A 13,297-nucleotide genomic window follows, 5' to 3' on the forward strand; every position below is an offset into this window, starting at 1 on the left:
CGCCGTAGGGGTGCCGCCCCGGCGTACCCGGCCGGCGCATCGCTCACACACAAAGTTCAAGAGCAGGTAATGCGGTCAGCGGGCCGCCGCCGGGCTCCTCTGGTACCCCTTCAGACGGGTCCGGCGCCGCACGGCCCTTTCAACAGGACACCCAGGACACCCAGGAGGTCGTACCCGCGTGACCCGCAGCCGGCGTCTCGCCGCTCTCGCGGCCGGCGCGATTCTGCTCGTCGGGATCCCCGTCTCCGGTGCCCATCAGGCGCCGCCGCCGGATCTCGGCGAACCCGTCGTCGTCGGCCGTACCGCACCCGGCCCCACGAGCAGTTCCGTACCGTCCCCGGGCAGCCGGGCAACGGTGACCCGGACCCCGACCAGGTCACCGTTGCCCGGCGCGACGACACGGACCTCCGACGCATACGGCGGCGAGGGCGCCGTGCCCCCCGCGCCCACCGGTGCGGAGCAGCCGGACGACACGGCCCCCGGCCGGGCGGACGAGGCGCGGCCCGTGTCACCGAAGGCCCCTGTCCCCGCCGGGGAGGCGTCCGACGACGATCCGACGCCCACCTACAGCCCGGTGGCATCAGCCTCCGGGACGCCCAGCACACCGGCAGGCGACGACGACGGAGACGACGAGGACACCGGTGAGGACGGCTGAGCCCGCACCGCCGAAGCGGGCCGCCGGCACGCCCGGGTGCCACCCGTTCCGGTCGATCCGCGTGCGCCTGCTCGGGCGGATGGTGGTGCTCGTCGGGCTGACGCTGGCGAGCCTCACGGGTGCGGAATCGTTCATCCTCACGGCTCGCCTGAACGAACGCGTCGACCGCGAACTCGCCCACGACACCGAGGCGTTCCGCTCCTTCGCGACCGGGACCGCGACCGCCACCGGGACCACGACCGCAGCCGGCTCCGGGCCGGCCCCCGGCGGAGTCCGCGCACTCTTCGTCTCCTACCTGGAGGGTTACGTACCGGAGCACGGCCAGACCCTGATCACCCTGGTCGACGGAGATCCGTACCGCCGCTCCGCCAAAGAGCCGCCGGCCCGCCTGGACACCGATCGCGCACTGATGCGACGGGCCGCCGGGGTCCGCTCACCCTCCTACGGGGACGCGAAGAGTGCCGCCGGCCCGGTACGGTTCGTGGCCGTGCCCGTCGGGGTGGCGGGCGACTCCGCACGGGGCGTCCTCGTCATCGCCACCTTCACCCAGCAGGAGCGCGACCACATCAACGAGTCGATCCGCACCCAAGTCTCTCTGGGCCTCGGCTCCCTGCTGCTCTCCGCCTCCGTCGGCTGGATCTTCGCCAGCCGTATCGTCGCGCCGCTGCGGCTCCTGGGTGACACCGCCCGCTCGATCCACGAGTCGGACATCACCCGCCGCATCCCCGTCCAGGACAGGGACGAGATCGGCCAACTGGCGAGCACCTTCAACGACATGCTCGATCGCCTCGACGACGCCTTCTCCACCAAGCGGCAGTTCATGAACGACGTGGGCCATGAACTGCGCACCCCCATCACCATCGTGCTCAGCCATCTGGAGACACTTCCCGACGACCCCGCCGGCCGCGACCGGACCGTGGCCATCGTCACCGGCGAACTCCAGCGCATGCACCGCATGACGGAGGAGCTCCTCATGCTGGCCAAGGCACGCCGCCCGGACGCCCTGCGCCCCGAGGACCTCAGCCTCTCCGAACTGATCGAGGAGGTGTACGTGAAGGCCGCCGCGCTGGCCGAACGCCGCTGGCTCCTCGACTTCGTGGAGAACCCGCACCGCGACACCCTCCACGCCGACCGTCAGCTCCTCACCCAGGCCATGATCCAACTCGCTCAGAACGCCGCTCAGCACACCGAGGAACACGGCCGGATCTGGATCGGCGGACGGGCCGGAGCCGACAGGGTGGAATTGTGGGTCAAGGACACCGGCCCCGGCATCCGGCTCGCGGACCAGCAACGCATCTTCGAGCGGTTCGCGCGTGCCGAGGAGAGCCGGGGCAGGTCCGGGGCGGGCCTCGGACTCGCCATCGTCAAGGCCATCGCCGAGGCGCACCACGGCGAGATCCAGGTGGACAGCAGCCCGGGCCGGGGCGCGACTTTCACCTTGCGCGTTCCGTACGTCACGCACGCCCTGAACGGCGGCCCCCGGAAACCATGAGCCAGAGCAGACAGCCCCGCCGCCACATCCTCATCGCCGAGGACGAGGCCCACATAGCCTCCTACCTCTCGGAACGCTTCACAGCCCATGGCTTCCGCACCACCGTGGTCACCGACGGAGGGACGGCGCGGCGCGCGGCCATGTCGGGCAGGTACGACCTGATGGTCCTGGACATCGGGCTGCCCGGCGAGGACGGCTTCACCGTGGTCACCCGCCTCCGCGCGGCGTCCAGTGCCCTCCCGGTCATCATCCTCACGGCCCGGGACACCGTCGCCGACACCGTGCACGGCCTGGAGGGCGGCGCCGACGACTACATGACCAAACCCTTCAGCTTCGAGGAACTCCTCGCCCGGGTCCGGCTGCGCCTGCGTCTGCGCGAGACCGACAGCTCCGTCCTGCGCCGTGCCGGAATCGCCCTGGAGACCCGCACCCGCCAGGCCTACGCCGACGGCCGGATCCTCCAGCTCAGTGCCCGGGAGGCCACCTTGCTGGAACACCTCATGCGCAACGCCGGCAACGTGCTCAGCCGCGAAGAGCTGCTCTCCGACGTCTGGGGGTACGAGGCGACCGAGGGCTCCAACATCGTCGACGTGTACGTCCGCTACCTCCGCCGCAAGCTGGGCGCCTCCAGGATCACCACGGTACGCGGGCAGGGCTACCGGCTGGAGGGCGACGAACTCGGGTGACGGGGGCAAGGCGCACAGCCACTACGCGCTCGACGACGCTGTACGGCTCCGGCGCTGCTCCTCGGCCGCCCCGCGAGCGGGCCGGCCGCCAGGCCGGGGCAAGGCGGGAACGCGCCTCGGGGGCCGCGAGGGGCCATGCGCATCGGCTTGCGGCGCCGGCCGGCCAAACGCCACTTGAGAGCCGGTACTCCCCCTCCCGTGACGCGCGCACCCATGCGTCGTTGATGGATCATGAGTCTTTCTGATGATCCCCCGGCCGTGGGTGTGTGTGACGACTCGAACGAGGCGGTTGTCTCAGCCGTCCGACAGCTCACCCGGGGCACTGCCTGGAGCGTGGTCGATCGTGTGCCGCTGGGCTTTCCCGCTCACCACCCGCAGGGAGTGACCCGAGGCTCCGACCACCGGCTGTACCTGTCGACTGCGGAGATCCTTGAGCCGACACGGGCCTACGAAAGCCCCGTGGACGGCTTCGACCGTACTCCTGGCCAAGGCGTTGGACACGTCGTTGTCACCGATGCCGGTGGTGGTGAACTCGGCCACGTGACGGTGGGCGAAGATGCCATCTACCATCCGGGCGGAATCGACTTCGACGGCGAATCCCTGTGGGTCCCCGTTGCGGAGTACCGGCCCGACTCCCGTTCCATCGTCTACCGGGTGGACCCCGAATCCCTGGAAGTCCGTGAGGCGTTCCGGTTCGGGGATCACATCGGTGGGATCGTCCGTGATCGCCAGAGCGGCCTGCTGCACGCGGTGACCTGGGGTTCCAGGCGTCTGCTCACCTTCACGCCTGACGGGCGTCTCACTCACCAGGTCGAGAACAAGAGCCACTTCGTCGACTACCAGACCTGCGTCAGCGTGGGCGGCGGTCGCATGGTGTGCACGGGCATCGCCGAATATCCCGTCCCCGGCGGCGTGTTCAGCCTCGGCGGCATCGCCGTCGTCGATGTCGACTCCGGACGGATCGAGCACGAGGCACCGATGACCGAGCTGTCGCCCGCGGGCCGAGTGGTCACATACAACGCCGTTCACCTGGAGACCGACGGTAGCGTCCTGCGGATGTTCGCCGTGCCGGACGACGGCGCGTCCTCGGGCGAATCCCACCTGCTCACGCTGGAAGCCGCACTGGCATGACCTGCCCGCCCCCGGCTCGCGGTCCGGCCGGGGGCTCCTGCCGCCTTCAGACGCGGACCGCCAGGAAGTACCGCCCGCAGTACATCAACGCCCCGCCCAGCTCCGCACGCAGGCTCTCGGGCGTGAAACGGCGCCGGAATATGGGGTATGTGGCTCCGGCGACGGTTCTCAACTCGATCTTCTCCTCATGTTGGTCGCCGTCACTGCGCAGGTCGATCACGACCAGTTCCTTTGCCGTCCGGGGTGCCTCCGCGAGAAAGGCCGCGCGCTCGTCAGGCCGCAACAGCCCGTAAAAGTTCGCGGTGACGATCCGGTCAAACGCGCCGTCGACAAACGGGAGTGGTGGGAACAAGGCCTGCACCGGCAGTACATGCGGCACCCGAGCACGTGTGAGTGTCAGCATCTCCGCGCTCTGGTCCAAGGCGATCACCGGGCCGCGCAGGAACTGTGTCCACACGCCCGTCCCGCAGCCCACGTCCAGCACCCGCCCCTCGGGCAGTACGGCGAGCAGCTTTCCGATGTCCGCTGTCTCCTGGTCCAGCCCGGCGTTCACCACGGCGTCGCCGCGGTAGCTGGTCACGTCATAGACCGGGGCACGATGCCGGTAGTACTGCTCCCGCACAGGATCACGCATGGCGGGAGCACTACCCCACGGCGAACAACAGGCAAACGAGGACTGTCGACCGGGTGTGGGAACGGCCGAGAATCTGTCCTTATCACGCTGGTGCGACGATTGGGTCCGTGGCTGTAATGCCCCGCTGCGCCTTTGGTGCCGAGTTGCCTCCGGGCACGTGCGTCGACCTGTTGGCCGGGCCAGGCCTCAGCTCAGATGAGGAGGGGGTGGTGTCCAGCGGTGCGTGTGAGCTGCGTAGGAGGGGACGTCGAAGTCCTTCTTCAGGTGTTCCGGGATGGCGTAGTGCATGACACGCCCACGGGTGAGCGAGCTGAGTTCGAAGAGGGTCGTCAGGTGGCCCAGCCGGTCCAGTGCCCAGGCGCCGACGGGTGAGCGGTCCTCGATGGTCTCCAGCACGTTGAGGAGGGCCGGGGCGAGTTTGACGACCGTGTCCCAGGAAGTGCGCGGCACTCGCAGCCAGTCGGCGCAGGTGTCGCCGATGAGGTAGCGGATGAGGGCGGATACGACGGGGTCGAAGAAGGTGCCCGGGACGACCTCCTCGTACAGGTCGATGAGCTGGCGTGTCAGCTCGGCGCCCTCCTCGCTGGGGCCCATGTGCCGGACCATGTACAGGTCGGAGAACGCGCGGGCGGCCTCCAGGTCGTGTGGGACGTGCTCCTGGTCGACGCCGAGCATCGCACCGACCACCCGCCAGGCGTAGTAGTACGACTCCGCGCCCTCGACGCTCATGTGGATGCCCAGGCGGTGCAGCGCGTCCAGGACCTGGATGGAGAACATCATCTGGCCGCCGATCATGTCCTCCTGGCAGATCGGCGTGCCGAGCGCAGCGGTGTCCCAGCGGTCCTCGCGTGCGAGGTGGTGGCGGATGGAGGCGTGCAGCAACCGCACCTTCTGGGCAGCGGGAATGAACCGGCTGCCGGCCTCGAAGGCATCGGGCTGCATGAGGTAGACGGTGAACTGGCCCGTCTCGGCCATCCGCTTGGAGGGGTACTTCAGCGAGTGGGTCGCCGACAGCAGCTTCGCCACGTGCGGCACAACGTAACAGGCGGGCATCGAAGCGAACGACAGTGCCGTGGAGATGTGGACGTTGTTGTCGATGAAGAACAGCCGTGCCTTCTCCATCTCGCCCCAGTCCACCCAAGCGGGCGGGCTGCTGGTTTCGTGCAGGTACTCCCGGGCCACGTCCGGCAGCCCGTCGGGCAGTTCCTGTCCGACGGTGGAGACGTAGCGCATGAGGGTGTTGAACTTGCCCACCTCTCCGCGCTCGAACAGCGTGGCCACGGTGGCGTCGGCCAGTTCGTCGCCCACCAGGCGCAGAGCGTCCAGGGACTGCTCGGTGTAGGTCATCAGGAGCTCCTCGTTCATCGACGCGCGCGGGTGCAGCACCGGTCGGCCGGGAGTGGTCAGCGCTCGCGTTCGGTGGCGGTACGGGCAAGGCCGGTGAGCGCGCGGGTGGCCTCGGCCGGCAGGTGCGCCTGGCCCAGGGCGCTGAGGGCGGCCCCGACCCGCTCGTTGATCATGTCCTCCACGCGGTGGGGCGCTCCCGTGCGGAGCATGACCGCCCGTACCCGGTCCACGTCCTCAGCGGTCAGGTCACGCCGGCCCAGGAGATCCCGCAGCTCACGCCGTTCGGATTCGCCGGCCTCCCGCCACGTGTGGGCGAGCAGCGCCGTGGGCCGTTGGGCGGCGATGTCGTCCCCGTTCGCCTTGCCGGTGCGCTCCGGGTCGCCGAACAGCCCGAGCAGGTCATCCCGGAGCTGGAACGCCTCGCCCAGAGGCAGCCCGTAATCGGAGAACGCCTCCCGCACATCAGCGGCGGCACCGGCCAGGGCGCCGCCGATGTGCAGAGGGTGCTCGACGGTGTACTTGGCCGTCTTGTAGCGGACCACCTTGAGGGACGCGGCCGTGTCGGGTCCGGCGCCGGTGCGCAGGATCTCCAGGCACTCCCCGGCCACCAGCTCCCGGGCGAGCACGCCCCACAGCGGGCGCGCCCGCGACAGGTAGGCCGCCGGCAGGCCGCAGGTGGTGAACATCTGCCCGGCCCAGGAGATCAGCAGGTCCCCCACCAGCATGGCCAGCGAGCGCGCAGCCGGTGCCGCCGCCTGCTGGCCGGCCACGGCCGCACGCAGCGCGTGCTGGGCGGTCGGCATTCCGCGGCGCAGCGGGCTTTCGTCGACGAGGTCGTCGTGGATGACCGCCGCGGCATGCACCAGCTCCATGGCCGCGGCGGCACACACCATCGCGTCGCTGTCGGGCTGTCCGCCCGCTCGCCATCCCCAGTAGCAGAACGCCGCGCGCAGCCGCTTTCCGTGCCCCGTGGCGATCCGCAACTGTTCCACCACCGGCGCCAGGTCCGCGTCGATCGCCAAGAGCTGGTCGGCCTCGTCCTCGACGAAGGCGAGCAGCACCTCATCAACACGGTCCTTGAGAGCGGCGTGCGTCCCGCCCTCAGACATCGCCGACCCCGGTGCGACGGGCCATCGCGTGCCGGGCCAGCGTCTCCATGTGCGGCGGCGTGGCCGCGGGAAGCCGGTGCAGAACCAGACGCCCACGGGCCGTCAGCTCGCGCCGCCCCTCCGCTGCCAACTCGGGCACATCGGCGCGGCGCAGCAGCCCCCGCGCGCTCCGGAAGGCGGACGACAGACCGCTGAAGGCCAGATCGGCGGCGCCCGCCGCCAACTGCACCAGCTCGTTGCCCGCGAGAACGCCGTCTCGCTGCTTCTGGTACCCCACTCTGCCCCCTGCTCGTCGGAAACCGGCGACCCTCCCCGACAGGATCCCGGACTCCCACGCGTGCACGCCGAAGATCAACGATCGAGTGACCTGGTGGACAGGCGTTCACGCGGAGGGTTGTGGGGACGCTGCCCCTCAGTCGAGACAGAATTCGTTGCCCTCGACGTCCTGCATCACGAGGCACGACTCGTTGTAGTCATCGGCGGTCAGGAGGCGCACGCGTACCGCGCCGAGTGCGACCAGTCGTGCGCATTCGGCCTCAAGTGCGGCCAAGCGCTCCGCACCCACGAGCCCGGTGCCGACCCGCACGTCGAGATGCACCCGATTCTTGACGACCTTGCCCTCGGGAACGCGCAGGAAGAGCAGTCGCGGGCCCACTCCTGAGGGATCAACGCACGCGAACGCTGAACCCTGACGCTCAGGCGGCAGCGAGCGGTCGAAATCGTCCCAAGTGGCAAACCCCTCCGGCGGGGGCGGTACGACGTAACCCAACACCTCGCACCAGAAACGGGCGACGCGCTCGGGCTCTGCGCAGTCGAAGGTGACTTGGAACTGCTTGATCGACGCCATCGGTCCACCATAGTGGCGCATGCTTCACCGCGGCCCTGGGGTGTCATCGCCGCGCCGGTCGAGGTCTCGCGTGACATGAGTGGCGTCCAACGGACCGGATCGCCGGAGGTTCGATGGCACAGGACACACGATTCGTCAGACCGTGTCCTCATCGGCGGGCTACCGTCGGACACGCCGCGTTGTCCACGATCGCCCGAGGAGGAATCCTGTGTCATCGCCCTGCGACCCTCAACACGCTCCCGCCGGCGATGTGGGTGCTGCTCTCATGGTGATCGACTCTCGGCTCAAAGCCCTCTACGACGGCGAGGCCGAGACCGACCCCGAACAGCAGCGGCTGAGCGACCAGTTCACCGCGTCACTCGGCCCCAATGAAGTCGATGACTTGCTCGACGGCACGTGCACGCTCATCTACATGTTCATGCGGTGGCTGCGGATGGCCTACGAGGACCACGACAGGGACGTCATTGAGTACGTCCTGCCCGGCTTCGTGGCCTCGATGCGCATGATGCCCAAGAGCGTTCGTCCCGAGGTCATCCCCACCATGGCCGGCCTGGTCGTCGCGGCCGGCACCGGCCTGAGCCCCAACCTGTGGCGCAAGCAGTACGGCGACTGGACCGGGAGCGAGATGAATCCCCTGGAAGCCACGGCCGTGCTGCTCGCAGAGCACATCAACCGGCTCACTGACGACCGCGACTTCGCCACCCGCGTGATCGCCGAAGCTTTGTCCAGCTCATCGCAGGACCCATGACCGGCGTGATCACTTGTCCGCGCGCGTTTTCGGCAGGCCCGCACTCAAAGGCAGGGGTGGAGGGCGCGCTCGGGCCGAGCGGCAGGTCCGGATGCGGGTCTCCGACCTGACGCGGGTGCCGCCGCCCCGAGGGGCGCCTAGCCGGCGGGGTGGAGGCGGTGGACGCGGGCGAGGACGAGCACCGTGTCGTCGTCGGGTGGGCCGGGCAGCAGGCCGGTCAGCATGCGGTCCGCGGCCGACTCCAAGTCGCCGCAGTCACCGCGCAGTTCGGCGCGTACCGCGTCCAGGCCCTCTTCGATGTCCCGGCCGCGGGCCTCGATGAGTCCGTCGGTGTACAGGGCGACGACGGCGCCCTCGGCCAGCTCGGCCTCAGTCGTCGTGAAGGGCAGGCCGCCCACCCCGAGCGGGACGCCCAGGACGTCGTCGATCGACTCGACCGTGCCGTCCGGGTTCCGTACCAGGGGCGGGGGGTGCCCGGCGCTGGCGATGCGGGCGCGCCCGGTGGCAGGGTCGTACAGGATGTAGAGGCAGGTCGCCAGCTCGATTCCGGCCTCCTGGGCGCAGGCGTCCAGCTCGTCGAGCAGGTCGCCCGGTTCCTGGTTGTGCCGCGCGAGCGCCTTGGCCGTGATGCGCAGCCGGCCCATGGCCGCGGCGGCCGGCACACCGTGCCCCATGACGTCACCGACCACGAGGGCGATCCGGCCGCCGGGCAGGCTGATCACGTCGTACCAGTCGCCGCCGACCTCGGTGATGTGGCTGCCGGGCACGTAGCGGTGGGCGACCTCCGTATAGGGGCTGGTCGCCAGGGCGCTGGGCAGCAGCGCGCGCTGGAGGGTGAGCGCGATGTCCTGGACCCGGCTGTAGAGACGGGCGTTGTCCAGGCAGAGCGCGGCGCGCGAGGCAAGCTCCCCGGCGAGGCCGTGGTCCTGGTCGGTGAAGGCGGGACGGGCCGCCGACCGGCCGAACATGGCGAGGCCCTGAACGGTGTCCCGGGCGATGAGCGGGGCGATGAGAATGCAGGTCAGGCCGCTGTCCCTCAGAAGCTGAGCCCGGTCCTGGTGAATGACGGTCCGGGTCACGAACTCGTCGTCCACCGGTACGGAGACGACGCCGCCCGTCTCCAGCATCCGGTGGATCGCGGAACCGGGTGGGTAGGTCACGTGCTCCAGTCCGCTCACGAGCTCCGTGGCGGGTGGTGGCAGGGTGGTGCCGGAGGAGATCCGGCGGGTGATCAGTGGGCGGCCGGGATCGAACACCTCGTGCTCGTCCATCCACTCCACGACCTCCACGACGGAGGCGTCGGCGAAGTCGGGTACGGCGGCTTCGACCAGTTCCCGGGCGGTGACGTTCACGTCGAGGGTGGTGCCGATGGCGGCAGCGGCCCGGTTGAGCAGGGCCAGCCGCTGACGGCCGGCGGTGGCCTCCATGATCGCCTGCTCCCGGTCGGTCACGTCCACCAGCAGGCCGCCCAGACCGGTTCGGCTGCCGACGGCCCCGCTGAGGGGGAAGAAGCTCACCGACCGCACCTGGTCGCGGTCCGGACGGCCCGGCGTGCGCACTCCCACCAGCGCGCCGACGACGGGGCGCCCCTCCTCCTCGACCTCCCGCAGCATCCGCACGTACGCGCCGCCGTCGGAGGTGATCATGATGTCGTCCATCCGTCGCCCGAGGTGCTCCTCGATGGAGAGTCCGTCCATGTCGGCGAGCGCCTGGTTGAGGTGGACGTAGCGCAGTTCCTCATCGAGCATGACCAGGCCGATGGGGCAGGTCTCGAAGAGGGAGTCGAGGAAGGCCAGATTGGTCTTCACCCGGTCGAGCTGGTCGCTCCGGCTGGCCAGCGCCATGACCACGGTCGCCCCTCCGACGCCGGTCACCGGAAACACCCGGAACCCGCAGTCGAAGACCGTGCCGTCCCGGTGGCGGGCCCGCAGCCGACCGCGCCAGTACCCGAGGGTGCGGCCCCGCTCGCTCAGCGACATCGGGGCGTCGGCCGCGTCAGAGCGCGGTTCCGCGAGGAGGACATCGGCCGGCCGGGACAGCGCCCCTGCCGGGTCGTGCCCGAAGAGATCGTGCGCGCCGGGCCCCCAGTAGCAGATCCGGTCGTCCTCACCGATGCCGAAGACCGCCACGCGTACGTGTTCCAGCAGCGTCCCGGGCTCGGACCAGAGCGAACCGGGAGCCTGCTCACGCCCCGACCCATCCGATGCCACCACCGGCCCCTTCCACCCTTGGCACGGCGGTCCGAGTCCGCGCGGACGGCACGCCGGTCACGCGACTCGGGCCCTCTGTCTCCATTGTGCGGACATCGGGACCGCATCGGCCCTCCGGGCGGGCCGTGGCCGAGGCCCCGCGTACCTCACCGTGACGGGCCGGCCCCGAAACGTGTCCTCGATCGCGACTCTCCGGATGGCGGCGACCACGGATCCCGGTCGACGCCTCTGTCGGGAACGGGAACCGCGCACGTCGCACTGGAGGCCGTCGGCTGCGTCATATCGGCGCAGCTCAGCGGACCCTCCCCCGTGGCTTCAGCGCCACCGGCGGGAGTTCGGGCGCGGGCAGGCGGCCGCCGGCGTAGCCGTGGACTTCGCCGAAGCGGGTGCCGGTCATCCAGTCGGCGCGGCACCACATACCGCGTCCTGCAGGTATCCATGCAGGTCAGGGACGTCTCGGGCCATCGACGGTCAGCAAACCGTCAGCAGTGGTCTCCGAGGAGTCTCCCCTCCTGGTGAGCAAGACCCTGGCCCACGGCATGGACACCTTCCTCAAAGACTGCGAGCACGCAAAATCGCGGTGGTCGAAGTGTCCACACCTGTACAAGGTCCGGTATCGGGATGCGGCCGGGAAGCAGGTGGAGGAGTGTCGGGCTTCGCCACCCAGGACGACGCGATCCAGCGGTTGACGGATGTCTACAACGCCAAGAAGGCAGCCTCCCGGACTCAGGCGCCCTCGACCACAAGGTCGTGGACGGGTTCATCCGCACCATGGAGCGCAACGGCGCCGGCCTGGCGACGCAGTCGAATGTCATGCCACCCCAGTACGACCCGAAACGCGCAGTCATCCCGTACCTCGCCAGCTACGGCAGATACGCGCCGCCGGCGACGAAACGTTCCTGCTGTTCGCCGACCTGATGAGCGGCTGCGGCATGCGCAACGGAGAAGCCGCCGCCGTCAACCTCGCACGCGGGGTCATCAAGCAGATCTGAAGCCGCGGCTGCAAATGCCCAACGCTGATGGCAGTCGTCCGTTGATGATGGGGGACGCACCTGAACATCGCACGGGCCCGGGACGAACTCATTCACTTCGCCAATCTCACGGCGCTGCGCGGCCCTGCCACGGCGGCCAACCTCAGCTCCAAGAGGGGGAGCAGATTCTCGACCGAGTGATACCGCTCTGGCGCACCGAAGTGCCGGACGACCGCAACTCCAAGGCCAACCGGCGGGTCCAGCACGGGGAAGCCGTCCTGCACGCGCTCGCTCTGCTCGAGCGCCAGGCAGAAGTGCGCGAGAAGGCCGGAGACGACGTTCCTCTGTTGAGCGCCGGCACCACGCATCCTTGGGCTTGGGAAGGCACCCGTCCACTGTGGCGAAGCGGACACGTCCGCGAGGCGATCACTGCTGCCGCGAGGCAGGTGAACGCCTAGGCGCAGAACAAGGCCGGTCGTTGCGACTCAAGCGAGACCGCCCTGTTCCAGAGCGCGTTCTCGAAGGACGCCCCCGAACCGGGACAGTCCCTCTGCGCCTGATGTCCGACGACGGCAGCGACACTGTCCGCAGTGGGCACCGCAGTGCAGCGCCGAGGGTTGCTTCGCTGGCAAACGCAACCCAAACAGCCATGAGGACGGCCTGCCTGAGTTGGCCGAGCACGCCAAGCTCGCATGGAATCGGTCTCCCAGAGTCCTCCACCACACTCGCCGCCTCCGCACTTGACTCCTCCGCCGCACCCACCTGGACCGTGGCCTCCCTCGCCGGAGGAAGAGTCCCCGAAGGCTGAGTTGCCGACGATGGCCACAAAGAGCCAGGCGCAGAATGTGACCGCCGCCATGACGATCGCGATGACAGAGAGCAGCGTCGACTGGACTGCGATGGCCAAAACGATGGTTGACACCGTGGCTGCGGTGATGACCCAGGCACCGAGAACCCGCCGCCTATAGCGCCACATATAGCTCCTCTCCTAGCCGGCGGCACTCACGTCTCCTGGGTGGTGTTACCCGACGCCCGGCCAGGGAGCGAGACCATGGCAGATCCGCAGATGGGCTGACGCCCCCCCGATGGGGCGGTGGCCTGGCGAAGGCGGGTAACCGCTGGTGAGGGCTGTGCGATCTGAACCGTCCGGCCGTGGCGTTGCCAGGATTCCAGCGCGGTGAACAGGGCCGAGTCGGCGAATGTGACGCTTCTGGTGTCGAAGACGAGGCGGCGGAAGCCACAGGCGGCTGCTGCGGTGAGCGTCACGCGCAGGGGGCCGGCGCTGTAGTGATCGATCTCGTACTGCAGTTCGATGATGAGGGTGTCGTCATCGTGGCTCCGGCACGCACGGACCACGGCTGGTATGACACCCGGCGGGGGGTCCGCGCCGGGGCGACATTCCGGTCAGTATGTGGCTCGGGCTTGCAGTGTTCACGTTCTGGTCAACGCTATTGCCTGCCTGCTGGG

General features: G+C 69.5%; 13 protein-coding genes and 1 pseudogene. 5 read left to right on the forward strand and 9 right to left on the reverse strand.

Translation table 11 applies throughout. The annotated features are described in order from the left end of the window. Positions 1-178 precede the first annotated feature (178 nt). The 4 genes from AB0J57_RS02090 (at position 179) to AB0J57_RS02105 (ending at position 3,964) form a co-directional block, all read left to right on the forward strand. Entirely contained in the window at positions 179-655 is a 477-nt protein-coding gene (locus tag AB0J57_RS02090) for a hypothetical protein (RefSeq protein ID WP_366125974.1), read from the forward strand. After that, the gene (locus tag AB0J57_RS02095; protein ID WP_366125975.1) at positions 642-2,147 is read left to right on the forward strand and encodes a HAMP domain-containing sensor histidine kinase; all 1,506 of its coding nucleotides are present in this window, start codon (positions 642-644) and stop codon (positions 2,145-2,147) included. The genes AB0J57_RS02090 and AB0J57_RS02095 overlap by 14 nt, the downstream gene beginning before the upstream one ends. After that, positions 2,144-2,833, forward strand: a complete 690-nt coding sequence (locus AB0J57_RS02100; RefSeq protein ID WP_366125976.1) for a response regulator transcription factor — start codon at positions 2,144-2,146, stop codon at positions 2,831-2,833. Before AB0J57_RS02095 ends, AB0J57_RS02100 begins: the two co-directional genes overlap by 4 nt. 231 nt (positions 2,834-3,064) lie before the next feature. After that, positions 3,065-3,964, forward strand: coding sequence for a DUF6454 family protein (locus tag AB0J57_RS02105; protein ID WP_366125977.1), 900 nt, complete (start codon positions 3,065-3,067; stop codon positions 3,962-3,964). A gap of 46 nt (positions 3,965-4,010) precedes the next feature. On the opposite strand, the gene AB0J57_RS02110 is transcribed toward AB0J57_RS02105, so the two are convergent. The 5 genes from AB0J57_RS02110 to AB0J57_RS02130 all read right to left on the reverse strand — a co-directional run bounded on the left by AB0J57_RS02110 (position 4,011) and on the right by AB0J57_RS02130 (position 7,901). After that, entirely contained in the window at positions 4,011-4,598 is a 588-nt protein-coding gene (locus AB0J57_RS02110; protein WP_366125978.1) for a class I SAM-dependent methyltransferase, read from the reverse strand. A gap of 186 nt (positions 4,599-4,784) precedes the next feature. Continuing rightward, positions 4,785-5,945 (reverse strand): oxygenase MpaB family protein, encoded by a 1,161-nt coding sequence (locus AB0J57_RS02115; protein WP_366125979.1) that lies wholly within the window; start codon positions 5,943-5,945, stop codon positions 4,785-4,787. Between the two features lie 56 nt (positions 5,946-6,001). Then, on the reverse strand, positions 6,002-7,054 hold the full coding sequence (locus AB0J57_RS02120; RefSeq protein WP_366125980.1) for a polyprenyl synthetase family protein: 1,053 nt from the start codon (positions 7,052-7,054) through the stop codon (positions 6,002-6,004). Further along, entirely contained in the window at positions 7,047-7,331 is a 285-nt protein-coding gene (locus AB0J57_RS02125; RefSeq protein WP_366125981.1) for a polyprenyl synthetase, read from the reverse strand. Before AB0J57_RS02125 ends, AB0J57_RS02120 begins: the two co-directional genes overlap by 8 nt. Positions 7,332-7,466: 135 nt before the next feature. Beyond that, entirely contained in the window at positions 7,467-7,901 is a 435-nt protein-coding gene (locus AB0J57_RS02130; protein WP_366125982.1) for a VOC family protein, read from the reverse strand. A gap of 208 nt (positions 7,902-8,109) precedes the next feature. Here AB0J57_RS02130 and AB0J57_RS02135 point away from each other — a divergent pair, with 208 nt between their 5' ends. After that, positions 8,110-8,649, forward strand: a complete 540-nt coding sequence (locus tag AB0J57_RS02135) for a hypothetical protein (protein WP_366125983.1) — start codon at positions 8,110-8,112, stop codon at positions 8,647-8,649. 137 nt (positions 8,650-8,786) lie between these two features. Here AB0J57_RS02135 and AB0J57_RS02140 read toward each other — a convergent pair whose 3' ends face one another. From AB0J57_RS02140 to AB0J57_RS02155, 4 genes and pseudogenes are all read right to left on the reverse strand, one after another. Next, positions 8,787-10,859 (reverse strand): SpoIIE family protein phosphatase, encoded by a 2,073-nt coding sequence (locus tag AB0J57_RS02140; RefSeq protein WP_366125984.1) that lies wholly within the window; start codon positions 10,857-10,859, stop codon positions 8,787-8,789. 292 nt (positions 10,860-11,151) lie between these two features. Next, positions 11,152-11,268: pseudogene (locus AB0J57_RS02145) on the reverse strand (pirin family protein); the annotation flags it as partial. 454 nt (positions 11,269-11,722) lie between these two features. Continuing rightward, positions 11,723-11,947 (reverse strand): hypothetical protein, encoded by a 225-nt coding sequence (locus AB0J57_RS02150; RefSeq protein WP_366125985.1) that lies wholly within the window; start codon positions 11,945-11,947, stop codon positions 11,723-11,725. Between the two features lie 885 nt (positions 11,948-12,832). Then, on the reverse strand, positions 12,833-13,186 hold the full coding sequence (locus AB0J57_RS02155; protein WP_366125986.1) for an STAS domain-containing protein: 354 nt from the start codon (positions 13,184-13,186) through the stop codon (positions 12,833-12,835). Between the last annotated feature and the right edge of the window lie 111 nt (positions 13,187-13,297).

It is taken from the genome of Streptomyces sp. NPDC049837 (assembly GCF_040674455.1).
GTDB lineage: Bacteria > Actinomycetota > Actinomycetes > Streptomycetales > Streptomycetaceae > Streptomyces.